Origin of the sequence: Aquimarina discodermiae (genome assembly GCF_040786235.1) — a bacterium.
Lineage (GTDB): Bacteria > Bacteroidota > Bacteroidia > Flavobacteriales > Flavobacteriaceae > Aquimarina.
On sequence record NZ_JBFMKP010000020.1, the window covers coordinates 65,026 to 90,591 of the forward strand.

The window sequence follows — 25,566 nt, forward strand, 5'->3', positions numbered from 1 at the left end:
ATCTTATTATTAATTAAAAACCAAAACTATTATGGACACTATGGACGATTATATAAACGACGAACTTATTTTAGAAGGCTTAGGCGAACTCGATGATTTCGATGATATGGACGATTTCGATGATGAAGATGATATGGATGACGATGATCTGGACGGTCTAGGTCATGCCCGTAGACGTAGAAGAAGGGGCAGACGCAGACAACGCAACATACGCAAATCTGTCAAAAATGAAATGGGAGCTTCCCGTTTTAGAAGGCATTTTCTAGACCGTTTGCATACACTACCCAGACATATACAAGGATCACTAATCAAAGGAACGGCTCAGATTTCTGATGCTCCATACTATGCCACTGCCGAGCTTCGAGGAACGCGATCAGAACTCATTAAATTAAGTACTCCCGAAAACATTGGGATTACCAATATCGACAACGGTAAGCTAAACAAAGACCGTTACTTAACCTTATCGGGTATCCGATTGTTATTTGATAAAGAGAAGATCGACGGTTGTTTTACCGACCCTTTCCCTGCTGATCTGTTAAACGGAGAATGGGAATTGGAATTGAACGGACAAAAGGTGTTTGAAAAGCAACCGATACGTAAGTTTTTCGATGGATTTTACGGGTACAATACAGGGAAACCTTTTGGACTGTATGTGCTGAATAACCCTAAAAATATCGCCCCACAAACGCCGATCGAGTTTAATATCAATCTACCTAAAGAAGTACAGGGATATGTAAAAATATTCTTAGAAGGTACTTCTGTATATGGTCATTAATTCATCAATCATCTATACACTGCAATCAATAAGGTTGCAGTGTTTTAACCTTATAACAATTTACCATGTCAGATTATACAAACCTAACTCAACAAGAACTAATTTCATTATTAGAGCAAAAAGATAGTACCATCGCAAACCTTCAAGAAGGTAAACAAACCTGTGAAAGTGTGATAAGTTCTATTATCCATTTATCCGAAGAAGAACGGGAGCTATTACCTTCTAAAATACGCACTACAGAAACCGGCATCCTAGCCTATGGCATTTTTATTCATGGGGCAACTTCCTGTTGGGAGGTTAATAATGATAACCAAGACCCTACACCTACACCTGTAGGGGATACTACGAATCCATCAGAGCCTATTTATACATGAAAAAGAAAATACAGCTCATAGAAAAGGAAATTACTGCCGCTAATAGTGTGGTGCGTATTTCCGAAGATATTGACCAGAATTACAAATACCTTACAGGAATTGCTGTGTTACATCATATAGGTGACTCGCATAACCTACGCTCTTGCACTATAGATGGTAACGAGGTGTTGCCCAAAAACTTTGATGTTGCTTTTTTACAAAGTAATGCCGGAGTAGCCCCCAAAGACCGTTTTTTTCCATTACAGGAAATTGCTAACGGAGCTAAGATCGAAATTGATTTTCAGGATAGCCCCAAAGAAGTGATACGCTATCCCTATACCCTTAAAATATACCTAGAATTAAGCAATGAGTAAATCAAAAATGACCATACTTTTTACGGGTTCATTAGCCCCACAAGAGCGTAAAGCTTTTCAGTATAAAATCAAAAGCAAGGGTAAGAAGATTACAGGGGTATTGCATAGCAATCATACCGAGATATCGGTAAGTTTTTATAATGAAACCGAGCTTGAAATCGATAGCCTTGCCACCCTTGTTACGAATGCTTTGGAGCTTCCGCCTGCCAAACGTATCATTACATGGGAACAGGAATTAAAAGACTGTTCCATTATTCGGGGAAATATTAAAAACATAGACAATCAAACAAAAACTGTAAACCTATACCTACTCACAGCCGATGAAAAGTAATGATACTCTGTTATGTCACTTGGTGGCTACCGATGAAATGAAAAAAGGTGTAGAACCTCAATACAAACATGATGAAGTGGTACACAATCCAAACGAGATCAAAGTGGCAGTAAATGAAGTGGTATACTTACATTTTTTTCATTGTGGGGATGCAGATTTTAATATAGAAATTACTACCCCTACACAGATACTACAATTCACACCGGAGAATACGTATAAGGGGTGTAACAATACTATTATTCGTGCCATTGGTACGGTAAAGATCAAAGCACAGAACCAAAACTTTTTTGTACAACTTTTAAGAATCCATTACTAAATGAAGAAAGTTAAAAACTATATAGCACCCGATTTAGCCAAAAAGAAGATTGCCAGATATAAGTATTGGTCGATCAAAGATGAGAACGGGGTTACCATTACCTCGTCAGAAGATGCCCAAGAAGGAAGGAGTTTTGCCGACCTTTTAGACAAAATCATTACCGACAATGTAGATGCCGAAGTACAGGTAAAGTTTGGTACCAATGAGCAGTCCAGTAGACAGAACACACCCATTTTTATACGTATAAATGAAGCGATCGAATGGATAGAGCCGGAGGAAGAGGAAACCATCAAAATCAATGGTGTACCTCATAAGTTGGATAAAAACGGAAATGTAAATATCAATCTAAGTACACCAACAATTGAAACTCCGATTATCGAATCCCCTAGCGATATGATGCGTCAGGAAATGGAGTTACAACTGGAAGGATTACGAAAAGAGGGGGAACTCAAAGAACAGCGTTACCAAGCCGATTTACATAATAAACTGGCAGAGCAAACCCTAAAGTTTAAAGAAATGATGTTACAGGAGCGCGAAAACAGGATTGCAGAGCGAGAACAAGACTTGATCGCTAGAGAAACTATTTTGGAAGAACGTGACAAAGAAATGAGCGAGAATATAAAAGGGTATGCAAAACATATACCTAATGTATTGGGTGGACTGGTAAAGCAATGGTTGGGAACATCTACGGAAACTAAAGCCACATTAGGAAAAACAGAGACACCCAAAAGAGAGCGAAAAAAGGTAAGCTTTGAGTTCGCCGATGAAGCGGAAACCGAGCCAGACACCAATATATATGAGGATAATTTTCTAAAAGAACAGGAAACACCAGAACTACAAGAAGAAACCATACCACAAATCACACAAGAGCATGAATAATTATAAAGTAACCATCGAAGTAAAAGCGAACGACAAAGAACAATTAACCGAAAAACTACAAGCATTTCAGGACTTACAAGACCATTTAGAGCATGAAGATTTTATAAGCTCTGTAGATGTTATAGTGGACAATCCAGAAATTGTTGAGTTTGTTAAAGAAGTTGTTCCTGAAGAAGGACAGGAGTTAACCATCACCGATTATATGGTCATTGCTAAAAAAGCTTTCGAGCGTTTTAGTGATTAACCAATAACCTAATTAAAAATCTCAAATACCTCATACTATGAACCCCTTATTAGTAGCCAATATAGCCAATGGAGCAAGAAAATTTTTCTCAAACAGAAATGTACAAATAGCCATCGTACTACTTATCCTTTATTGGGTATTCAAAAAAAAAATAGCTAAGGCAATTCGTAGGTATCGAGAACGAAAGTTTGATAAAAACGAGGGCAATAGTATCAATCAATTAGCACACCAGTATAGGGCTGCGGTTAATAGATCGGGTATTAAGTGGATGATCAATTTTGATGGTACAAGTGAGGACGAAATCAAAGCTTTGGCGCACCAAACCAAAGGCAAGTTACAACAGGTAGCAGATGCCTATAAATTAAAGTTTAATGAATCCCTATCAGATAGGATGCGTAAAGAGTTAAGCGCGTCCGATTTTCAGAACTGGTGGAACATAGTAACCTAATAACATGATGAGAATAAGTTTTAAACCTAACACCACTGGCAAAGTTGTCATGATACTAACCGTAGCAATTGTTGTTGCGGTTATTTTATTTAGAAAACGAAAAGCGATAAAAGCAATTACTACAGATGCCATAAATTACCTTAAAATGAAAACATGGGATATCTATACCGATAGACGAATAAACACCCTACATCCCAAAATAAGAGCCAAAGCAAAGGAATTTATTATACGAGCAGAAAAAGAGCTAGGAATCAAACTACGCGTTACTTCTGGTTTTAGAACATGGGAAGAACAGACAGAGCTGTATAACAAAGGAAGGATCTCTCCAGGTAAACGAGTAACGAATGCCAAAGCAGGGCAAAGTTACCATAACTACGGTTTGGCATTAGATGTTGTCGAAATAAAGAACGGTAAGGCGATCTGGAACAACCCCAACTGGAAACGAATTGCTGACATTGGTAAATCATTGGGTTTTGAATGGGGCGGAGATTGGAAATTTATAGATAAACCACACTTTCAAATGCGATTTGGAAAACACCATACAGAACTGGCAAAATTGTATCGATCTGGTGAGAGGGAGGGAAAATATATCTTAATCTAGAAGTTAAATTTTATTTACGGATTTCCATAAAGTTTTTTACGGAAAAACCACACGTCAAATGTTGTTTTAACATATTGATTAACAGTTAAATAGAGCTGTTTTTCTTTTGTTTTTATAAGATAAAGTTCTCAAATAAGAATTTTCACAAAAAAACAGGATAAAAATACTTGTACAAACATGTAAAAACTCACCTAAAATGCTGCAAAAGTAGCCTAAAAAAAGAAAAAAAACAGTAATGTTTATTTGAAAATATCATTTTACTTTTATCTGTAAATCAATTGATTATATAGCATTATTAATTTAACAAAACTAATTTTTTTTACAGATGAATTATTTAAAAACATTATTCTTAATTTCTTTCATATTTTTATCACTTACAACTGTAACCTCCTGTACAGCCCCTTCTGTAGAGGAAGAACAAGGATTAAATGATGAAGAGACTTTTTCAACGGGTAAAGGAGAAATCGAACTACGTTAATTATTATTTAATAGCGTTTGTATTTTGTGCCATTTCTTTCACACCATTAACACATACATTTCTTTCAAGTAAGATTGATTATAAATATTCTTATAGTGATGTTACATTAAGAGAAGGAATAAATAGTTTTGATGGCATAGAGATTAATGTCAAGAACGGTAAAATTTCCAATATTCAAAAAGTAGAAAGCGAGGTAATAAATAAAGTATTTGGGTGGAGTAATTGGCAACGATTTATATATGGAGGTTCCCCCTATTTTTGTTTAGCAGCCTTAACACTTTTCTGCTTTTGGGTTTATAAAAACAAAGAAAAAGATAGTAAATACTACAGAAGAACTGTACGTATTGTACTATCTTTTTTTGCTTTTGTTTCGGTTTGGTTTTGCATCTATGCTTTGTACCCCAGAAATGATTTTTCTTATAGAAAATACTATATTCTTTTAATAGTTGGTTCAATCGTTATAAATGTTGGTATCTACTGCTATATAAAATGGGTTAGAAGAGAAGTTTATACACTTGATGAACTTAAGGAAAAGATAAGACGTTTAACTAAGTATTTATCCTATGATGTTTATTATAAGTATGTAAAAAAAGACGACAAAAAAGAATACTTGATTGACGCACTAAAGGAATTAAAGGAGGTAAATAGAGAATCTGTAAAAAAATAATAATGAATAGGACTGACGGAAAAGATATAATTAGAGAATCTAAAGAAAAAGAATTTTTAAGCCCCAAAATGTTCGAACACTTAGAAAATGAGATTAATATTTTATTGGAAGAAGAAATAAAAACAGAGAAGTTAAAAATTAAAGAATTAATTGCTAATATCTTTGATGATGATTATTCGATTGCAACCAGTTACTATAATAATCTCATTAAAATAGAAATCTAACTATTCAAAAACTTTTTAATCTCTTCCTCATTTCTTGTTATTTCCACAAGTCTTTTTGCAACACGTTTTTCAATAATATTATTGATTGTTGGGTCTTGTAAACATTCCCCTTCATATTGAACAAAAAAAGATGAAAATTCCTTTATTTTATTATGTAGAATTTCATCATCATACTGGATAACATACTCGGGGCATTTTAAATCATAGACTTTATTCAGCTCTCTTTTTTCTAAATCACTCAAACTTTTTCTATAGAAAGCCTGCTTGAATGCATCTTTAGACATACCAATATTCTTTCCAAGAATTTCATAGGTGTAGTTTTTCTCTTTTTTAAGCTTACCAAGTCTAAAGTAAAAATCCATGTAAAATTATTTTTTTAAATAAAAGGAAAAAAATTTCCTAAAAAGGAACAAATGTATTATATTTGGGTAAATTTGTTCCTTTGTCGTTCCCTTACTAAACAAATATATATTAAAATGTTTTTAGAGAAGACAACGAATTAAAGTTTGAGATTTTTTTTAGAAAGTAGAAAATGTAAAACCCTATTATAAATTGAGAACGAGATTATTTAATTTTTTAATAAACATAATAGCTAACCAATAAAGAATACTGAAGATTCCCCACTCGGCAAATGTTCGAGCTTCGCTTATTTTATTCTTTTTTATCCATTAATAATCATGGAAAACAACAACCAACGAATAGATTATAAAAGAGGGAAAGTAGAAAGATATTTGAAAAAATTTAAACATCGATTAAGGATTAGAAGCATTGAAAAAGAACTTTCTTTTCCAATAGGAACAATTCAGAAGTTTACTAAAAAAGGAAGAAAAATCGATGATGAAAGAATCTTACAATTATATACATATTTAAAAAAGATGAGACTTTGAATATCTCTATAAAGTAATTACTAAAACCTTAAAACCATGAATATTAAAAAAGACCAACAGTATTATGACTTTTATATTCAAATATTAAAAGCATTTCATTTAGACCCCATACTTTTTTTTACGAGAGTAGCGAACAATGTACCCTATGATACAAAAATGTACTCTTGGATTCATCAATTATACCATGAAGGCAAATCTGTACAAGATAGTATTGATCGTATTTATACTGCACGTCATATACTTTATTTTAAAGGAAAGGATATTATTACAATTCCAAAAAAAAACAATGATTTTATTGATCGTATACTACTTGAATATCTAGAGATAAATAGGGCATCTTAACTACTTCATTTCGCCCCATACTCTTACTAATACACCTATTTCGTAGTACAACATAGTCATTAAGAATATGGGAGTAATCATTTGTCAAAGTAAAAATTGAGTTTGTGTTAAATTACCCCAACTAGTTCGATTGCTCCTGTATTCTTTTAATTTTTTAAAACCAGTATATAAAATGCCCATAGATTATAGTAATGCTGTTCCTCTGCATATACTTCACAATATTTTGCACGAGTTAGACATCGATGCCAACGATTTTATGCTAAAACTTAGTTATGACGATCCCAGTGCCATAGTACTCTATGGTAAAATACTTGCACTATATCTTAAAAGTAAAGAATTAGGGTTTTCGTCATTAAAATAAAACTATGTAAACAAGTACAATTCGAATTTGTATAACACTAATACATATAGAGCTACAATTTTAGAGCGATGGCTATTTTTTTTAAGATTTTTTAGTCAAAGATTAACAAAATACAGAAGAAATGTTAACGCGAGTTTTAAAAAATGAAACTACCATTCTCTACTATTGTAATCAGTTAGCTAACGAATAAATATTAATTCTTAAAACACAAAAAATGAAAACACCAAATTTCTTGGGGGTGATCAGTATTGCCCTATTTTTAACACACTTTAGTTGGTCACAAGACCTTATCGAAATGACTTGCGAAGAAAAAGCCAAGGTCATATTAGATTTTGAATCGGATATAGAAAACTTTTCTCCAGAGCATATTGATCAAATGATCACTTATATAGAACCTTGTGCAACCAAGGATAACCTAGATGCATTATACGCTCTGGGATGGTTAAAGTTTAATTTATCAAGTGAAACTGAATATGAAGGTTATAATTTAATGAACTCGGCTTCTGCAAGTGGTTCTGGTCGTGCTTCTTTTAAAATAGGTATGTTATATTACGAACATGCATTTAGATTTGGTCAGAGGAATTCTGATTATAAAAATGCAATAAATTATATCTCTAAAGCCGGAAGACAAGGTTTTAATAAAGATGTGGTGAATTATGTTGAAGGATATTTTAGAATGAAAGGATTTAGTACAAGTACGCTTAATCGACGAAATTATCTAAGTGCCAAATCTGCTTTTGAACACAGTAATCATCCAATGGCAAAACATTGGTTAGCTGTAATTCATTATTTCGGATTAGCACCTCGTTTTCCTCAAGATAAAGAAAAAGGACTTAAAATGTTAACAGAAAATGACATTTTAAACAGTCAAATTTTGTCAGAACATTTACAAAGTCAAAATAATGATTGGATAACACTACCGGCAGAAGAATATGCTGCTGTACGCTATGGTATCAATCAACATCCAGTTAATAATATTTCTGATTTTAATAAATTAAATACGACACATCAAGGTAATTTTATAGAGTTTGATTGGTCAGGTAGTTTTGTAAGACGTAATGTGCCTTTTACCTTAAAATTAGATATTGAAGAGACTACCAACTATGCTAAAAATGTACAATATCAATTGACTATTGATGGAAATATATTTAATGGAGTTGGAGAATTAAAAAACCATCAAATTTACTTTGATAATTTAACATTTCCTTTAAAACGATTATATAAAGATCATCCAGATAAAGATCGTATCACTTATAAAATTGATCATATTCAATTAAAAGAATTTGAAATAAACCAAAAGTTAGTTTATATAGCTAAGGAATGGAAGGCTTCTATTGTAGAATGGGGCGAACCTATTCAGTATCTAAGAATGATTTTACGACCTAATACATCTTTAAATAAATCATTAGAGTTTGGTAATTCGATAGTGAGTACATCTTTTTCTGATCAAAAGCTTGACAAGGATTTTGCAGTAATATCCCCCAACCCAATTGGTGATAATTTTAGCATTGCTTACAGTCTAAATGAAACTGCTGATGTCCAAGTAGCTATTTATGATTTTTATGGGAAACAAAAACTAAGCTTACCAGTTCAAAAAAGGTTGACTAAAGGAGAACAAATACTACATGTAGATAGTTCTTCACTACCCAGTGGTACTTATGTCATACAAATGACTATCAACGAATCGCCATATAGCAAAACCGTAATCAAACTTTAAACCAACTCTTTACACATAAATAAAAATAACATGAATACAGTAAATAAAATACTGATAATGGTACTACTGTGCCTATTATCAAATAGTACATACTCACAAATCTATCAATACTCAAAAGATGGTAAAGAAGCATGCATTGATTGTGAATCTAAGAATAGCCTTTTAGATGGTAACATTTGTGTTTGTTTTACTCAGAGTGATATGGATAGAGCCAACTTGATACTTGGACGCTTAGAACATGAAAGGAGAGAAAAGTGGTTAAGAGAACAAGAAGTGGCTATCCAGAAAGAAATGGAAAACCGTTTGAATGTTTCAGCAGGTCACTACGGTTCTTATGAAGGCACTCAAAGAGCATTTTTTAGAAGTTTTATGGGAGGTGAAAACACTAGGCATGTAATAGAAGAAGCCCAAAAACATAACAATTCTTTGATTAATAAAACAACAAAATCAAGAACCAAAAATTCATACGAAAAAGCAACACTACGGGTTGCTCTGGATGCAATAACTTCTGGTACAACATATGACTTTGGTGATCTAACAGCTACAAATCCCTATACGTCAAAACCAATGTTCATCAAAGATATGAATGCATGGACGGTGAATGATAGATTAAAACAAACCAATAGTTTTGAAACAGGTAACTCGAATTTAGCTAGTTTACGCTCAAAGATCAAAGATGGGCTTGATAAACTAAAAAACAATCCTACAGTATTAGAAGATCATGTTGTAAATGAGTATATGAATCATTATAACGATAATGGTCATTTAGACAAGGTAAAGTTAATGATCAAGTACATGATATGGGATAATTGGTCTAAAGGAAACATTGTAAACACCTTCCCTTTTAGGCAAGATCATTTTCCCCCTGCGGTACTGGATTACCAACTTCCAAGATATCAATCTGCTACATTAAATATAGCAGAGAATATAGGTGTAGCAGGTGCAATCCCTACTATTCCCAATGTGTCTGGTGATACTGCTGTTTTAAACTATGCTTATGCACAAATGGGGGATAATGTATATGATTTCATTAATAAACCAGATAATGCTGAAATCAAGCTTGAATCTAATAATTATATAAAATACCATACTTTCTCGCAAGAATCAATGGACTTGTATAAGGATGTTATAGAAAGTTTTGCAGATAAAGCAAAGAACTTTCCATTCAATAAATATGACTTTAGCCTAGATAATGGTTCTTTGTTTACTATGGATTTTCATAATGAGAATTACCAAACACGTTTAGTAAATTTTCATCATCATAACGGCGGAAGAACAAGGAAATACCATGGATTACCTAATATTTTAAGGCAACTACGGTTCGAAACGACTACTAAACAGCAAAGAGCTTTTATAGGAGGTTTCTATCTGGATATGGTAAAAGATAATGGGTATGATCTTTCAAGCTATATTACCGCAGAAAATGCTTTTTCTCAATTTAAATTTAGAGTTTTTGATATTAATAATTTAGGTCGGTATGATATAGAAATTCTCTATACTGGGGATACAGGCTTTATGGTATCAAGAGATAGAATCTTTTTTCCGCAGTTTTTACAAGGGGATGAGTTAACCAAAGAAGCAGTTAAAAGCTTTTTTAGTTTTGATTACGAAAAGTACTGGCATCTGGTGAGAGTTCGGGATTTGAGAGATGAATTCAATTTAACACAAGGGCAGGTTGATCTATTCAAAGATAATAGCAGTATTACTTCTAACCTTACAAAATTTATAGAAGATAAAGAGAATAGCAAAGTAAAACCTTTGATAAACGCCATCACTCAATTTGGGATAGAAAATAATTCAAGTTCAATATCCGTACAAATGATAAATGATTTACTTACTTCGTTAAATACTAATACTGTTTTTGACGTAGGCTCTTATTTAAATCCAAATGCTATCCCCAATATTGAAGGATCAATTGTTACTTGTTGTGAAGAACCTTGGAACCCCTCTCCTGATCCAGAATTAATTTTAGCTTTTGGTGCTGATCTTTTTCATGCTGGAAGTGATGCATTAAAAAGTATGCTCTTAGCTTCTTATGAGTTTTGGGTTACGGATAAGTTTGAAGGTAGGTTTGTTAGAAAAGTATTTAAAATGAAAGGAATTGATGTGCCTTCAGATATAACAGACGAAGTACTAGGGGATTTATACTCTATTAGATATGATAACTCAGAATTTGCTATTTTACATGAAATAGGATTAGGGCAAAACTTTATTGATTTAGGGTTTAATTTATTAGATGTTGTTACAATTATTTCACCTTCAAAGGGTGGTGGTGCTTACTTAGCAATCAATGGCGGTGGAAAGATAACAAAAGCAGCATTGAAAGCACATCTAAATAAATTAAAACAAATAGCTGAGACAACATTAGCTGGTGGACGAGGACATAAATCTTATAGAGCTTTTCAAAAAGCAGAAGGAAATGCTTCTCCAGGCAATGAGTTACATCATATTGTTGAAAGAGGTGGTTTTCAAAGCAAAAATGAGATAAAATTTGGAAAAACAAATATTCATAACACTAAAAATATAATTGATATTCCGGGTGTAGAAGCAGGAAGTTTACATAAAAGAGTGACTGGGCATTATAACTCAAAACCTAACTTTACGCAAGGTAAAACCGTTAGAGAATGGTTGGCTGATAAAAGTTTCCAGTTTCAATACGATTATGGGATTAAAATATTAAAAGAAAATGGTTGGGATGGAGTTACAGGGATAATTGATTAGATTTACGAAAACAATTTGAAATATCAACCCTCTAACTAGGAGGGTTGATATTTAAACTTAAAAAGTATGAAATTTAAGGATATAAGAGAAGCAAAACTCATGCTGATAAATTGTATTTTAATGCATATTAGAGCAAATAAACAAGGAGATGTAAAAACAGTTAATAAAAACTCCGACAAGATTTGGAAGATTAAAAACTATATCGAAAAAAATTATGGGTTAGAAGAATTGAAAGCCTTATTAAATCATGATAATGATGAAGTTTTAGTTTGGATTGCCCAATTTTTATTACCCGTTTATGAAGAAATAGCAATAAAAGTACTTCGGGAAATAGAAAACAAAAATATCCCTCATTGTTCATTTAATGCTCGTGTTATTATAAGTGAGTGGACAGGTGAACCATTAAAGTTTGATTAAATAGTTTCGTTTTATGAATTTTAAAAATGTCAACGATGCTAAATCGGTTATATTAGAAGGTTATAAAATGTGTGAAAAAGCAATGAAAGTAGGAGATGTTAAAACAAATAATCAAATTGTTAAAAACAAAATAACTCCTGCCTATGAATATTTGAAAGAGAAAGGTGCTTTGGATTCTTTAATTCCACTTTTGAAAGACGATGATATTGGAATAAGACAAAAAATAGCAGTAGCTTTATTACCACATTATAGTGATATATGTATAAATGTTTTGAAAGATATAGTTAGTATGAATGACCCTAAAAGATCTTGGAAAGCTAAAATAGTAATTAGAGAATGGGAAAAAAATCCTAAACAGTATCTATAGAAATTGGCTTAAAAGGGTTTGAATATTTGTATATAAAATACATTTAAGTGAGTTTTGAAATGTAAATGAAGAACTTTAAAATATAAAAATCTAATGAAATTATCAGAAGAAAATAAGCATGCAATTTTATTAGAAATACATCAAATAATAAATGATTCTATTGTATTTACTATCCAAAAATTTGATAATAAAGAAAAGAACTCACTGGATTATTTTGTTTTAACGGATGAAGAAGAGCAATACATAAGCTCTTTAAAAAACTCTAAGCTTTTACAAAATATTATTAAAAAAGTATTGACAAGAAACCTTGATGATTCATTTTTAAGATTTTTGAGCATAATTGATGGCACCTCTGAACCTAAAGAAGAGTTTGGTAAAAAATCAGATTTTATATTGGTTGATATGCCAGATGATTTTGATGAGAGTTATGACTTTTTACATGATGAATTTTTTGAGTCATACGACCTTTGGGAAAAGATTAATTCATTATCAAAAAAATAGTAAAATGAAAAGTAATCAAGAGATTTTAGATGAATTTGGAAAACTATTAGTAAATAATGTTTTTGACCAAAATTATAGAATGATTAATAATAGTGTTGAAACTTTTGAAAATACTGATGGGTATAAGAATTTATTTAAAGGAATGAACTCAATTCAGAAAAAAGAAATTGAAGGTTTAGTTTATGCTTTACTTGAAAATATGCTTTTTGAGTTTTTAAAAGTTTTTGAAGAGTATGATCAATTCAAAATCTATTTTGAGGAAAATAGCCAAAAAATTAATTTAGTAGAAATTAGTGAAATGCTAAAAGCAGAACCAGTCATTGAAAATGGTTGGATAGCACGCTTTAGTAGAGAGGTAAATAAATAATTAAATGTATCAACCCCATCAATTTTGATGGGGTTTAAGTTTTATATGTATTTCCATGAAAAATAATTCAGAGTATTCGTTCATAATAGCAATGATCAATTTAATGATAATCATTGTATTTATATTAGGCGTATTAGTTCATCAAAAACTTGACATTATAATACTTAAATATATATGTCAGTTTTTACCCGTCTTACTTGCTTTATTAAGTGTTGCAGGGCTTATCTATGGGATAATTGAGTTTGGCAGAAAAAAAACTATTAAAATATTTTTAGGGATATTGATTAATATTCTCCCAATACTTTATTTGATAATTTCTTTTATAATTGCTAGTCGTGATATTCTATCTCTTATGTTTGGAATAGAGATATAAATCAATATTATTTTGCTTGTTTGAAAAATCGGAAGTGTATAAAAACAAAAAAGCCAGACGTAATGTCTGGCTTTTTGTGATCGCGACAGGATTCGAACCTGTGACCGTCTGCTTAGCGTACTAGCTACAACTTTCGTTGCTTCTAACATGATTAGAATTTGTAGTCTGGACTATCCCTTCATCATATTTACTAAATTAGTAAACTTAGATGCTACCCGTCTAGTCTCTACACCTTCCTTAAATTTCTTTAAGGCTTGGCTCGGGATTACCAATCTATTGATAAGGCTTCCCCGAATTTGAGTAGTTCTACTCCAAAGATTTCCCTTTGGGCACTCCTGTTTTTAGAGATTAAAAATCTCTAGCATTAAAGGCAGATGCTCTATCCAGCTGAGCTACGCGACCATTATTTTTTGAATTGCCAAATGTAATAAACCGATAAATAAATCGGGCAATTTTCGGGCAATTTTTTGTTTTAATATTTTAAAGAACTTACATTCAGGTCACTAATCTATCTTAAAATCTCCTTAGAAGGCAGATGCTCTATCCAGCTGAGCTACGCGACCATTATTTTTATGAATTGCTTTATTTCAAAAGCGGTGCAAATATATGAAGCTATACCTTATAAAACAAGACAAATCTTTATGTATTTTACTTTTATTTGTAACTATTTTTTAAGTTGAAATATAACGCCTTGATTTTTTGTAAATTAAGGAACTGTTACGAAATGAATATTCATTCAATTATTTGTAAATACATACATTGTTCGACTAGCAATCACTTAAATTTACTTTTATTGCTAAGCCACCTTCGCTTGTTTCTTTGTATTTTGTATTCATATCCTGCGCAGTTTCCCACATGGTTTCAATCACTTTGTCCAACGGTACTTTTGCATGTGCAGCATCTGCTTCGAGTGCCATTTCGCAGGCATTAATAGCTTTTATAGCTCCCATTGCGTTTCGCTCGATACATGGTATTTGTACCAATCCGGCAATAGGATCACATGTTAACCCCAGGTGATGCTCCATAGCAATTTCACTAGCCATTAAGACCTGTTCTGGTGAACCTCCCATAAGTTCTGTCAACGCTCCAGCTGCCATAGCAGAGGATACTCCTATTTCTGCCTGGCAACCTCCCATAGCAGCAGAGATCGTGGCTCCTTTCTTAAATATACTACCAATTTCTCCTGCTACGAGCATAAATTGTTTAATATCGTCAAAATTAGCATCATGATTTTCTATAACCATATAATACATCATTACAGAAGGGATTACACCTGCGCTTCCGTTTGTAGGAGCAGTAACTACACGACCCAACGACGCATTTACCTCGTTAACAGCCAAAGCAAAACAAGAGACCCATTTTAAAATTTGTCTAAATTCTACCTTGGTATCACGAATTGCTTCTATCCATTCTTGTGGAGTAGTATAAGGAGTAGAGCCTATTAGTCTTTTATGAGTATCATACGCTCTCCTTTTTACATTTAACCCTCCAGGTAATATTCCTTCAGTATGACAGCCTGTATACATAGATTCCAGCATGACATTCCAAACCTGTAAGATTCTTTTGTCAATCTCTTCGTCAGTACGTAAAGAACGCTCGTTGTCAAGAACAACTTCAGATATTTTTTTATTTTTAGAAGTACAATAAGCCAATAGATCAGTACCTTTTTCTATAGGCATAGGAAACTCTTTAAACTCTGTAAGCTTTTTCTCTTTTCGTTTACGTTCTTCTTTAACCACAAAACCACCTCCGATAGAATAAAAAGAAGACGAGATTTTTTTTCCATTTTTTAAAGTGGCATGAAATGTCATGCCGTTGGGATGAAACTCTTTGAAATTTTTATTAAAAATAATATGAGTTGCAGGATCAAAAGATATTTGTAACTCACTATTAAAAGGAAGTGTTTTATTTGTATTTATGTTATCTATATAAGAATCAATGGCACTTACATCAATGGTTATTGGATCATGTCCACACAGTCCTAAGATGACTGCAATATCGGTTGCATGCCCTTTTCCCGTTAGAGATAAAGACCCATAAAGGTCTATTGTAATAGCTGTTACATCTTCAAAAACATTCTCATCTTTAAGCTCACAAATCCATCTTCTTCCTGCCTGCCAAGGCCCTAATGTATGAGAACTAGAGGGGCCTACGCCAATTTTTAACATATCAAAGATACTGATACATTCCATATACTAATTATTGATAAAATTTTGCGGTAAATATAGTTTTTTGATAGCAAATAAGTTTATTTTTTTATGAATAGTTAATTATATTAAGTTTAATTGTCAAATGTTCATTTTTAAACCTTAAGTGACACATAGTTAGGCTTTCTTTTAAGAAACATTTCTTTCTTTAGATGTTGTGATATAAGTTTGTCAAATTATACAAAAGACGTACTTGGTTACTTACGCTAACTTCTTACTTAGATTTTTAAGTTAAAGAATATATTATAAAGGTATAGTGTCAATAAGGCTGCTTATTTTAAAAAGGTTATGTATGGTGAAAAGCAGAAGGACGAGCGGTAATTGTGACATCCTGTCATATAGATTGTAATGGCATAATCATTGTCCTTACTGCAATAAATTATAACGAACAAAATAGAAATAGTTTAACAATTATTATAAAATGAGTAAAATAATAGGAATAGACTTAGGAACAACCAACTCTTGTGTTTCTGTAATGGAAGGTAATGAGCCTGTAGTAATCCCTAATGCAGAAGGTAAAAGAACAACTCCTTCTGTAATTGCTTTTGTTGAAGGTGGGGAAATAAAGGTAGGGGATCCTGCAAAACGTCAGGCAGTAACCAACCCAACCAAGACAATTTCTTCTATAAAAAGATTTATGGGAAATAAATTCTCTGAATCTTCAAAAGAAGCAGAAAGAGCTGCTTATAAAGTAGTAAAAGGTGACAATGATACACCACGAGTAGATATCGATGGTCGTTTATATACTCCTCAGGAATTATCTGCAATGACACTTCAGAAAATGAAGAAAACAGCAGAAGATTACCTAGGGCAAGACGTTTCTAGTGCAGTGATCACAGTACCGGCATATTTTAATGATGCACAGCGTCAAGCTACCAAAGAAGCAGGAGAGATTGCAGGTCTTAAAGTAGAAAGAATTATCAATGAGCCAACAGCAGCAGCTTTGGCATATGGATTAGATAAAAAAGGTACAGATCAAAAGATCGTTGTATTTGACTTTGGAGGAGGAACACATGATGTATCGATTCTAGAATTAGGAGATGGTGTATTTGAAGTGTTATCAACCGATGGAGATACTCACCTAGGAGGGGATGATGTAGATCAAAAAATAATCGATTGGTTGGCAGAAGAGTTTAAAGCAGATGAAAATATGGACCTTAGAAAAGATCCAATGGCTTTACAACGTCTTAAAGAAGCTGCAGAGAAAGCTAAAATCGAATTGTCATCTTCTGCGCAGACAGAGATTAATTTACCATATGTTACTGCTACTGCAAGCGGACCAAAGCACTTGGTTAGATCGTTAACAAGATCAAAATTTGATCAATTAATAGATGACTTAGTAAAACGTACTATAGAGCCTTGTCGTACAGCACTTAAATCTGCTGGATTATCTACTAGTGATATCGACGAAATTATATTAGTAGGAGGGTCAACTCGTATTCCTGCAGTGCAAGAAGCGGTAGAAAGCTTTTTTGGAAAAGCACCGAGTAAAGGAGTAAATCCAGATGAGGTTGTTGCAGTAGGAGCAGCAATCCAGGGAGGAGTATTAACAGGAGATGTAAAGGATGTATTATTATTAGATGTAACTCCACTTTCTCTTGGTATAGAAACTATGGGTAACGTAATGACCAAGCTTATCGAAGCTAACACTACTATCCCTACCAAAAAATCACAAGTATTCTCTACGGCAGCAGATAATCAACCATCTGTAGAAATTCACGTTTTACAAGGTGAGCGTCCTATGGCTGCAGATAATAAGACGATTGGTCGTTTTCACTTAGATGGTATTCCACCAGCTCAAAGAGGAGTGCCACAAATCGAAGTGACTTTTGATATTGATGCAAATGGTATCATTAAAGTATCTGCTACAGATAAAGCAACAAATAAGTCTCAGGATATTCGTATCGAAGCTTCTTCAGGATTAACAGAAGAAGAAATCGAAAAAATGAAGAAAGAGGCCGAAGCAAATGCTGAAGCTGATAAAGCAGCAAAAGAAACTGCAGATAAGCTAAATGAAGCAGATGGAATGATTTTCCAAACTGAAAAGCAACTTAAAGAATTTGGAGATAAACTATCTGATGATAAGAAAAAACCAATCGAAGAGGCTTTAGAAGAGCTTAAGAAAGCTTATGAAACTAAAGATCTTGCTGTGATTACTCCTGCCCTTGATAAAATCAATGAAGCATGGAAAGTTGCTAGTGAAGAAATGTACAAAGCACAAGCCGAGGCTCAGCAAAATGCACAACAGCCAGGGCCCGATGCTGATGCAGGACAGCCAACAGGAGGAGATGCTTCAGGAAATGATGTAGAAGATGTAGATTTCGAAGAAGTGAAGTAATAAAACTTCTGGATAGTATATAAATGCGCAGCTATACGTTGCGCATTTTTTTATATTAGTATTTCTCGTAGTTAAAAAAAATGGTCGTACTGAAAGTAACCATCATTTTTTAAGACTACATAAAAAAAACGATTATGACTCCTTTTCATCTAGCAATTCCTGTTGCCAATCTAGAAGTATGTAGACAATTTTATAAAGAAGTATTAGGCTGTCAAGAAGGCCGAAGCGATGCAAATTGGGTAGACCTTAATTTCTTTGGGCATCAATTAGTAATTCATCAAAAAGCAGGAATGGTGATCAATAAAAACCCTGTTTCTAATGCGGTAGATGGGCATCAGGTACCTGTGCCTCATTTTGGAGTGGTGTTGGATTGGAATGATTGGATCACACTATCAAATACATTACAAGAAAAAAATATCAAGTTTGTTATACAACCTTATATTAGGTTTAAAGGTGAAGTAGGAGAGCAGGCTACTATGTTTTTTTACGATCCAGAAAATAATGCGCTAGAGTTTAAAGCATTTAAAAATATTGATCAACTTTTTGCAAAGTGAAAATGTAAAAAGGCTACTGATTTATACAGTAGCCTTTTTTGGAAGTATTGTCTCGTCCTGAAATTATTATTCTTTTACAAAAAGGGATTCTCCTATTTTGCTATTGTCTTTTCCGATAAGAGTAATTATATAAGCTCCTTTTGGTAAATTTTCTACATCAATAGAAGAGGAGTAATCTTTGGTAGAGATTAATCTTCCTTGCATATCAATGATTGAGTATGTTGATGGGCTAATAAAAGGGTTAGTATTAATTTTTAACCTGTTGCTCACAGGATTAGGATAAGCAACAAAAGTATTGTCAACCATTTTGCTATCGTTAGCTAATGATTTAGAGCCTGAACATGAAGAGATAAATGCCCATCTTGAAGTTTGAAGTTCATATAAATTACCTCTATAGGTTACCCTGTCTCCTATTTGATAAGAAGCCCCAAATCTCCATGGTTCAACTCCATTACAAGGATTGGGATCTTCATCTGCTGATACTACAAGCGGTTCACTTAATGCAGACTTGTTACCAGCTGCATCAACTGCTCGAACGGTAAAGGTAGAAGTTCTCTTAGGTTTTCCTCCAAAACCTAGTTTTGTTCGATCTAGAGTATAAAAGTGATTGCCATTTTCCAATACTTCATACACTAAAACTCCTACATTATCTATAGAAGCATTCCAGGAAATCCATGATGTATTATTATTTGCATCATAGGTATATGATAAACCAGTAGGAGTTGTTGGAGCTTCTATATCTAGCATAGTGGTATTACTACTGTTATTTGCAGATCCAGAACCTTGACAAGAAGAGATATATACCCATCCAGAAGCTTGTAATTCATATAGATTACTACTATAGGTTACTCTATCCCCAGTTTGATATGATACTCCTGATCTCCATGCTTCGATACCATTACAAGGATTAGGATCTATATCTGCTGATACTACAAGTGGTGCACTTAATGCAGACTTGTTACCAGCTGCATCAACTGCTAAAATAGTAAAAGTAGCGGTTCTCTTAGGTTTTCCTCCGAACCCTAATTTGGTTCGATCTATGAAATAGAAGTGATTGCCATCTTCAAAAACTTGATAATAGGATACTCCTACATTATCTGTAGAAGCATTCCAGGAAATAAATGTAGCATTACGATCTGCATCATACTCCCAGGATAAACCAGTAGGAGTTGTTGGAGCTTCAGTATCCAGCTTAGTGATATTACTACTGTTATTTGTAGATCTAGAACCCTGACAAGAAGAGATAAATACCCATCCAGAAGCTTGTAATTCATATAGATGACCTCTGTAGGTTATTCTATCCCCGGTTTGATATGATACTCCTGATCTCCATGCTTCAACACTATTACAAGGATTAGGGTCTTCATCTGCTGATACTACAATCGGTACACTTAATGCAGACTTGTTGCCAGCTGCATCAATTGCTGAAACGGTAAAGGTAGAAGTTGTTTTAGGCTTTCCTCCAAAACCTAGTTTTGTTCGATCTAGAGTATAAAAGTGATTGCCGTTTTCCAATACTTCATACACTAAAACCCCTACATTATCAGTAGAAGCATTCCAAGAAATCCATGATGTATTGCTATCGGCATCATAATTATATGATAAACCAGTAGGAGTTGTTGGGGCCTCTGTATCCAAATTTTGGTTGTTAAGGTTTGATGCAGTGGTTAAATTGCCAGAATACATCGATGTAACAAAGCACAAGGCGGCAACCAAGGTACAAGTGGTTTTAAGAAAGTTTAAAGTTATTTTTTCTAAGAATGTTGAGTTTAGTTTCATATTAAAAGGTTTTATAGAATATTGAAAATTAAAGAAGTTATCAATTGTAAAATTTGTAGATTTCAAAGAAGACAATACTTGTTATTAATTATATATGAATAAAAATAAAACAATTGATTACTTTATGATTTGTGTAAAAAATTAGCTATATCTAAGATAAATAAATCATATATTAGATAATATAATATTATCTAATTGTTTTGTTAAATTTCTCAAAAAGACGTAATAGATTATAAGGTATATGATTTTTGGATGAGAATTTTGTATAAGAAATTGCAACGATTTTTCGCTAGATTGATGAATCAAATTAAAGAAAAGCCGTAATTATTGTTTTATCTTATGAAGAAAATATAGTAGAAAAAGAATGTGATTATATGCGAAATTTTTATTCTAAAATCATATTATTTGATTAATATTAATGAAGCTCTATTTTGAAAAGTAGTTTTATAGAAAACTTAAAACAGGTAGTTGAACTGACTTTTTTGAGTATTGTAATCTAGAAGCTTACTTTGGAATATTAAAAATTATTTTCAGTTGAATTCCTAATAGACTTATCCTTATAGTTTATTTGCTTTTGAATTAAATTTTAAAATTGTTTGATTTTATTGTTATGATCATATGAATATAAGTGTGCTTTGTTTTTTTGGAAATTAAATAAAGAGGGAAGTGACATTATAAAAATTAAGTCACTTCCCTCTTATTGCCGCAAAATTTTTTAAATTATTTCTTAAAAATTTTAAGTGTATACGAATGCTTTTGACTCGAAATCTTTGCCACATACAATCCGGAAGACATTTTGGAAGCATCCCAGGTGATTTTAGGATTCTTTGTAATTAAAGGTTTTGAAAATAACTCTTTACCTGTGATATCGTAAATTTTAATAGTAATTTTTTGATTATTGCTTGTGGTACCTTTTTTAAAACTAAACATAAAACTATCATTTGATGGGTTGGGGGATACAATGATACTTTTTTCGAAGATATTGGATTTAGAGTTTTGTTTTTGATCCATAACCTCTCCTAAAATTCTAAAGACACCATCGTACTTAGAAGATGTAATAGGGGCAAATGCTACAGAGCCTTTGGTCCAATCTGGAGCTTCAAATTTAAAAAAACCATCTTCATTTCTATAATAACTTTCTTCCCCGATAATATTTCTGGATCCTATCCAAAACCATTGATTACTATCATTGGGTGCTGCATCTGTTATCGCATATATAGACAACCAATATATGCCACTTTCTAAATTAACTCTTTCAGGAAACTCTATTGGTATATCTACAAAATTGTAATCACTATAAAATCCAGTTACAGGTGTTATAATTGGAGTGACCAAAATTTCACCACTATTATAAATTTCTTCGCCTGGTTTTCCATTATCATTTTTATAAATAATCGCTGTTGCCTTAGTTACTTCTATGACCGACTTCTTACTTACATGCCCTCTTGCTTTTACTTCATTAATGCTCCAGGATTCTTCTTGAGGAATGACAAAGTCATTTGCACCTTCAATCAGGACATCAGAACCAATATATTTGGTAGAAGGGAAAAAGTTATAAAAAACTTCAAAATCTTCATTGTTTCGGTACAAAAGAAATGGATCTTCTAATTCTATTTCAAATCTTTGGGATACTTTTTCTTTCCCCGCAGTAGCAAAAAGAGTAATGTTTACTTTACCTTTTTTCTGTGGATCAAAATCAAGTACTAAAGAATTACTTTTTAAAGAAGTCTTTACTAGTCCCGGATCTGAGCTTATTGATGTTATAGTAATGGGATCTCCCTTGGAGTGGATGAAGAAATCTTTGATATCTATTTCTTTCTTTGTTCTTTTGGTAACCAATATATCATCTTGTTCATTATTTACTCTAAGCAATGGTTTTGGAATATTATTGATTACAGGAAATTTTGCAGAAAACACACCTTTTCCTTTTGTTGCCGCTACTATGAATCCATCACGTCTAGTTTTAACAGTGTTTACCTGAATATTACCAATACCAAAAGGTTCTTTGTACCAAAAAGTATCCTCACCATTTAGCTTATACGTATAATATAATCCGGTGCTTGTAGCCGTAAGTATTTTTTGAAAAGACCCCAAATATCCTTGGCTTCCTCCAAAAAATGCTGTGCTCTTCACAGATGGGCCATTACCAGATCCGTCAGGGTTTTCCTCCAAATTGCCACTAATATTTACCCAATTTTTTCCCGCATCTTCAGTAAGAAATAGACTAATAACACCATAATTGGAAAAAGTAACGATTGCTCTTTTATCATTAGATGGATCTACGTTTATATCGCTTATATACCCCTCTTCTGGAAACCCTTTCTCTGAAAATATATCAATTAGCTCTACTGGGTTTAAATTTGCGTGGTCTATTCTATAGAGTCTTCCTTTAGTGGTTCCAAAATATAATCTATCCGCAATTGGATAATAAGAAACCCCAATTGCACTTATGTGTTCTATTCCTCCTGTATTTTGTGGTATAGTTGCTAGAAAATTCCAGTTTATATCAGTATTTGCTGTACCATTTTTAGGGATTTCATCAAGATTGCTATTTCTGTATAATGTTTGTGATTTACCAAGATACATTGCATTATCGTTTCGTGGATCTAAAATAAATTTCCCTCCAAAGGAAAAAAAAGAGGAGGAACGTGGTGTAACTTTTGTTCGAGCTATTACCTGTTCGTTTTCATCTAAATCCAATCTATATATATCGTCTACTAATCTATTTGAAACATATTTTGTTTTTCCTTGATCTGCTATAGCAATATTGCCTCCCGAGGTATGCTCTATAGCATAGTATCGGTTTTTCCATGTGGTTTTTGGGTGGGTAGATGAAGTATACCAACATCCATTTTCTTGAAAACTAGCTAGAATATGATCGTGTTTAGAGTTGGGGTCAAAAGCTACATCTGCTATATTTGTAGTAATATATCCATTGTTTAGTGATATCCAATCAACAAGTTCGTCCTTGGAAAGATTGGATGTAATATCCTGAGTAACTGAAATGCCTTTGTATGTTCCAGACAATGCCTTTTTTGGATTTGAAGGATAAAAAACAAAACCTCCTTGAAACCTACCATGATCTGGATAATCAAATGAATCAAATAAAGTAAGCCCTTGCTTAGGGTTGATCCCGCCAATATGAGCTAAGGTTTCTGGTGGGGTAGTAAATCCAGTTGTGGAGCGATATAAATTGGTTCCTCCCATTATAATAAGATTGGGATCATCAGGGCTTACTTCAAAGGTTAAAGAATACCCAAATGCTACTCCATAGTCAAATGAATCCGGAGGTAAAATACTAAGTTTACCTCTTGGGACATTATCCGATAGATCAGTCCATGCATCTTCAAATTTACTAGAATTATCATCAAACTTAAACAGATAAGCTTTGTCCCAAATCTCTGAACCTGATAAGAAATAGACAATATTCTCTCTGGATGGATCTATTTCAATAATGGCCCTGCCGATAATTTTGTTTTTTAAAAACTTAGGAGTAATATCTTGCCAACTTTCTGAGTCTCCACTAGTACTGGTATAATATCCTTTTGCTACATCCCCTCTGGCAATAGATACATATAGTTTTCCTTTAGAAGTAATTGCTATTCTGGTAAACGAATTGTTACCACTCTCTAATACCTGTTCAAAGGAACGACCACTATCTTTAGATCTGTAAATTCCATCATAGGCTGCAACGTATAGGTCTCCGTTAATCGGGTTGATTACCATATTGTTAATGACATCAAAAGCTAATGTTTTAGATGAGAGGTTAAGAAAAGTAGAGGATATGTGAAACCAGCTTTTACCCCCGTTGTAAGATTTAAAAAGCCCTGAACCAACATTTTCTGGATTTAAAGAAGAACCATTCAATTTAAGCCCTGTGCCCATATACCAGATATGTTGTTTTCCTGATCTGGGATCTTGCAATAGAGAAGAGACATTTGGAGACGTTTTTCGTGGAAACACATTTCTCCATGATTTACCTCCATTTTTAGAGCGCCATAAACCCGAATGGTTACCACCAGCAAATATTACATTTTCATTAGAGGTATCTATAGCTAGTACTACTGTTTCATCACCGAGGTTATAGGGTCCTCTGTTTTTCCAATAGTAATATTTAGAAGATTTTCCATTTTTCGAAGCCTGGATGTTACTTTTAGAGAAGCTTCCTTCGGGAATAGTTTTAGAAAAACGGATTTCAGCTTCACGGATTCCTTCCGGTATTTTATTGGTTTTTGGGTTTTTTGTACTTTCAAATTCAAAGCTTTGCTCCATCAAAAAGTAATTTTCTGGTTTGACTTCTTTTGTTTCATTTGATTCAAATGTTTGATCAGAATGATGATCTTTTACGGTTTGCCCTTTTATTTGGTTAACACCAAATAAAATAAAGTAAACCCATATGATTTGTTTTGGTTTAATGATTGTTACTTTCATTAGTTGTAAGTTTTAGAGTTTTTAAGTTGTTTTTAAAAGTATGTGTAAATTGTTGTTTGTTAGTCTTTTGATGTGTGAACTGTTTGTTTGATTGTATAAACGGTTTGTTTTAAGATATTAAATGCATTTTGCAATTGGTTTGTTTAGTAATTTTTGAAATTATATCGGTTGCCATATTATTCATCAGATTTCGTAATGAGAAGTCAAAATACCAATAGAATTGAGAAGCACAGAAAATTTTTAGTGAAAGAATTGTAGCTCAATTTTGTGCTATACAATTTTAGAGTATTTCCAATTATAGCAAGTAGTTTGGCTTTGTAATAGATGGATTATGAATAATATGAGTTAGTTTGGCTTGTAGATTATAATTTTAATATCAAGTAGTTGTTATGATTGTTAATTTAGGCTCTTAAAGACAAGAATAGTTATCAAAGTACTATTGTTATCATTATGATTAAAGGGATAAAAATAGTGAGGGTATTTGCCATAATTATCAGTGGATTTGATATATAAA

At 32.8% G+C, this 25,566-nt stretch carries 27 protein-coding genes; 23 read left to right on the top strand and 4 right to left on the bottom strand.

The features are described 5' to 3' along the window. The first annotated feature begins 31 nt into the window (after positions 1-31). The 12 genes from ABW636_RS14110 to ABW636_RS14165 all read left to right on the top strand — a co-directional run bounded on the left by ABW636_RS14110 (position 32) and on the right by ABW636_RS14165 (position 5,690). The gene (locus tag ABW636_RS14110) at positions 32-775 is read left to right on the top strand and encodes a hypothetical protein (protein ID WP_367590707.1); all 744 of its coding nucleotides are present in this window, start codon (positions 32-34) and stop codon (positions 773-775) included. A gap of 65 nt (positions 776-840) precedes the next feature. Beyond that, positions 841-1,149, top strand: coding sequence for a hypothetical protein (locus ABW636_RS14115; RefSeq protein WP_367590708.1), 309 nt, complete (start codon positions 841-843; stop codon positions 1,147-1,149). Next, on the top strand, positions 1,146-1,502 hold the full coding sequence (locus tag ABW636_RS14120) for a hypothetical protein (RefSeq protein WP_367590709.1): 357 nt from the start codon (positions 1,146-1,148) through the stop codon (positions 1,500-1,502). Before ABW636_RS14115 ends, ABW636_RS14120 begins: the two co-directional genes overlap by 4 nt. Then, complete coding sequence (locus ABW636_RS14125) at positions 1,495-1,833, top strand: hypothetical protein (RefSeq protein ID WP_367590710.1); 339 nt, start codon at positions 1,495-1,497, stop codon at positions 1,831-1,833. Before ABW636_RS14120 ends, ABW636_RS14125 begins: the two co-directional genes overlap by 8 nt. Beyond that, on the top strand, positions 1,823-2,149 hold the full coding sequence (locus ABW636_RS14130) for a hypothetical protein (protein WP_367590711.1): 327 nt from the start codon (positions 1,823-1,825) through the stop codon (positions 2,147-2,149). The genes ABW636_RS14125 and ABW636_RS14130 overlap by 11 nt, the downstream gene beginning before the upstream one ends. Beyond that, the gene (locus tag ABW636_RS14135; protein ID WP_367590712.1) at positions 2,150-3,028 is read left to right on the top strand and encodes a hypothetical protein; all 879 of its coding nucleotides are present in this window, start codon (positions 2,150-2,152) and stop codon (positions 3,026-3,028) included. It abuts the gene before it with no gap. Then, complete coding sequence (locus tag ABW636_RS14140) at positions 3,021-3,272, top strand: hypothetical protein (RefSeq protein ID WP_367590713.1); 252 nt, start codon at positions 3,021-3,023, stop codon at positions 3,270-3,272. Before ABW636_RS14135 ends, ABW636_RS14140 begins: the two co-directional genes overlap by 8 nt. A gap of 37 nt (positions 3,273-3,309) precedes the next feature. Then, positions 3,310-3,720 (top strand): hypothetical protein, encoded by a 411-nt coding sequence (locus ABW636_RS14145; protein WP_367590714.1) that lies wholly within the window; start codon positions 3,310-3,312, stop codon positions 3,718-3,720. Between the two features lie 4 nt (positions 3,721-3,724). Next, positions 3,725-4,321 carry a M15 family metallopeptidase gene (locus tag ABW636_RS14150; RefSeq protein WP_367590715.1) on the top strand — a complete coding sequence of 199 codons (597 nt, stop codon included), beginning with the start codon at positions 3,725-3,727 and terminating at the stop codon, positions 4,319-4,321. A gap of 325 nt (positions 4,322-4,646) precedes the next feature. Then, positions 4,647-4,799, top strand: coding sequence for a hypothetical protein (locus tag ABW636_RS14155; RefSeq protein WP_367590716.1), 153 nt, complete (start codon positions 4,647-4,649; stop codon positions 4,797-4,799). After that, positions 4,750-5,466, top strand: coding sequence for a hypothetical protein (locus tag ABW636_RS14160; RefSeq protein WP_367590717.1), 717 nt, complete (start codon positions 4,750-4,752; stop codon positions 5,464-5,466). The genes ABW636_RS14155 and ABW636_RS14160 overlap by 50 nt, the downstream gene beginning before the upstream one ends. 2 nt (positions 5,467-5,468) lie before the next feature. After that, a complete protein-coding gene (locus tag ABW636_RS14165; protein ID WP_367590718.1) occupies positions 5,469-5,690 on the top strand; it encodes a hypothetical protein in 222 nt (73 codons plus the stop codon). Here ABW636_RS14165 and ABW636_RS14170 read toward each other — a convergent pair. Then, positions 5,687-6,052 (bottom strand): hypothetical protein, encoded by a 366-nt coding sequence (locus tag ABW636_RS14170; protein ID WP_367590719.1) that lies wholly within the window; start codon positions 6,050-6,052, stop codon positions 5,687-5,689. The genes ABW636_RS14165 and ABW636_RS14170 overlap by 4 nt on opposite strands. 315 nt (positions 6,053-6,367) lie before the next feature. Here ABW636_RS14170 and ABW636_RS14175 point away from each other — a divergent pair, with 315 nt between their 5' ends. From ABW636_RS14175 to ABW636_RS14215, 9 genes are all read left to right on the top strand, one after another. Further along, a complete protein-coding gene (locus tag ABW636_RS14175) occupies positions 6,368-6,577 on the top strand; it encodes a hypothetical protein (RefSeq protein ID WP_367590720.1) in 210 nt (69 codons plus the stop codon). Positions 6,578-6,613: 36 nt separating this feature from the next. Further along, positions 6,614-6,919: a hypothetical protein gene (locus tag ABW636_RS14180; RefSeq protein WP_367590721.1), complete on the top strand. Its 306-nt coding sequence runs from the start codon at positions 6,614-6,616 to the stop codon at positions 6,917-6,919. A 172-nt stretch (positions 6,920-7,091) separates the two neighbouring features. After that, the gene (locus ABW636_RS14185) at positions 7,092-7,280 is read left to right on the top strand and encodes a hypothetical protein (RefSeq protein ID WP_367590722.1); all 189 of its coding nucleotides are present in this window, start codon (positions 7,092-7,094) and stop codon (positions 7,278-7,280) included. Between the two features lie 214 nt (positions 7,281-7,494). Continuing rightward, on the top strand, positions 7,495-8,997 hold the full coding sequence (locus ABW636_RS14190; protein WP_367590723.1) for a T9SS type A sorting domain-containing protein: 1,503 nt from the start codon (positions 7,495-7,497) through the stop codon (positions 8,995-8,997). Between the two features lie 30 nt (positions 8,998-9,027). After that, positions 9,028-11,718: a hypothetical protein gene (locus ABW636_RS14195; RefSeq protein WP_367590724.1), complete on the top strand. Its 2,691-nt coding sequence runs from the start codon at positions 9,028-9,030 to the stop codon at positions 11,716-11,718. Positions 11,719-11,784: 66 nt separating this feature from the next. Beyond that, the gene (locus ABW636_RS14200; protein WP_367590725.1) at positions 11,785-12,135 is read left to right on the top strand and encodes a hypothetical protein; all 351 of its coding nucleotides are present in this window, start codon (positions 11,785-11,787) and stop codon (positions 12,133-12,135) included. 13 nt (positions 12,136-12,148) lie between these two features. After that, positions 12,149-12,502, top strand: coding sequence for a hypothetical protein (locus ABW636_RS14205; RefSeq protein WP_367590726.1), 354 nt, complete (start codon positions 12,149-12,151; stop codon positions 12,500-12,502). 93 nt (positions 12,503-12,595) lie between these two features. Then, positions 12,596-13,003, top strand: a complete 408-nt coding sequence (locus ABW636_RS14210; RefSeq protein WP_367590727.1) for a hypothetical protein — start codon at positions 12,596-12,598, stop codon at positions 13,001-13,003. Between the two features lie 4 nt (positions 13,004-13,007). Further along, positions 13,008-13,370, top strand: a complete 363-nt coding sequence (locus ABW636_RS14215; protein WP_367590728.1) for a hypothetical protein — start codon at positions 13,008-13,010, stop codon at positions 13,368-13,370. Positions 13,371-14,510: 1,140 nt separating this feature from the next. Here the strand turns inward: ABW636_RS14215 and ABW636_RS14220 are convergent. Then, the gene (locus ABW636_RS14220) at positions 14,511-15,935 is read right to left on the bottom strand and encodes an L-serine ammonia-lyase (RefSeq protein WP_367590729.1); all 1,425 of its coding nucleotides are present in this window, start codon (positions 15,933-15,935) and stop codon (positions 14,511-14,513) included. Positions 15,936-16,371: 436 nt separating this feature from the next. Here ABW636_RS14220 and dnaK point away from each other — a divergent pair, with 436 nt between their 5' ends. Both dnaK and ABW636_RS14230 read left to right on the top strand, forming a co-directional pair. Beyond that, positions 16,372-18,288: a molecular chaperone DnaK gene (gene dnaK / locus ABW636_RS14225; RefSeq protein WP_367590730.1), complete on the top strand. Its 1,917-nt coding sequence runs from the start codon at positions 16,372-16,374 to the stop codon at positions 18,286-18,288. Between the two features lie 134 nt (positions 18,289-18,422). Then, a complete protein-coding gene (locus ABW636_RS14230) occupies positions 18,423-18,842 on the top strand; it encodes a VOC family protein (RefSeq protein ID WP_367590731.1) in 420 nt (139 codons plus the stop codon). A gap of 66 nt (positions 18,843-18,908) precedes the next feature. Here the strand turns inward: ABW636_RS14230 and ABW636_RS14235 are convergent, their stop codons facing one another. Next, entirely contained in the window at positions 18,909-20,621 is a 1,713-nt protein-coding gene (locus ABW636_RS14235; RefSeq protein ID WP_367590732.1) for a T9SS type A sorting domain-containing protein, read from the bottom strand. A gap of 720 nt (positions 20,622-21,341) precedes the next feature. After that, positions 21,342-25,052, bottom strand: coding sequence for a T9SS type A sorting domain-containing protein (locus tag ABW636_RS14240; RefSeq protein ID WP_367590733.1), 3,711 nt, complete (start codon positions 25,050-25,052; stop codon positions 21,342-21,344). Positions 25,053-25,566: the final 514 nt, after the last annotated feature.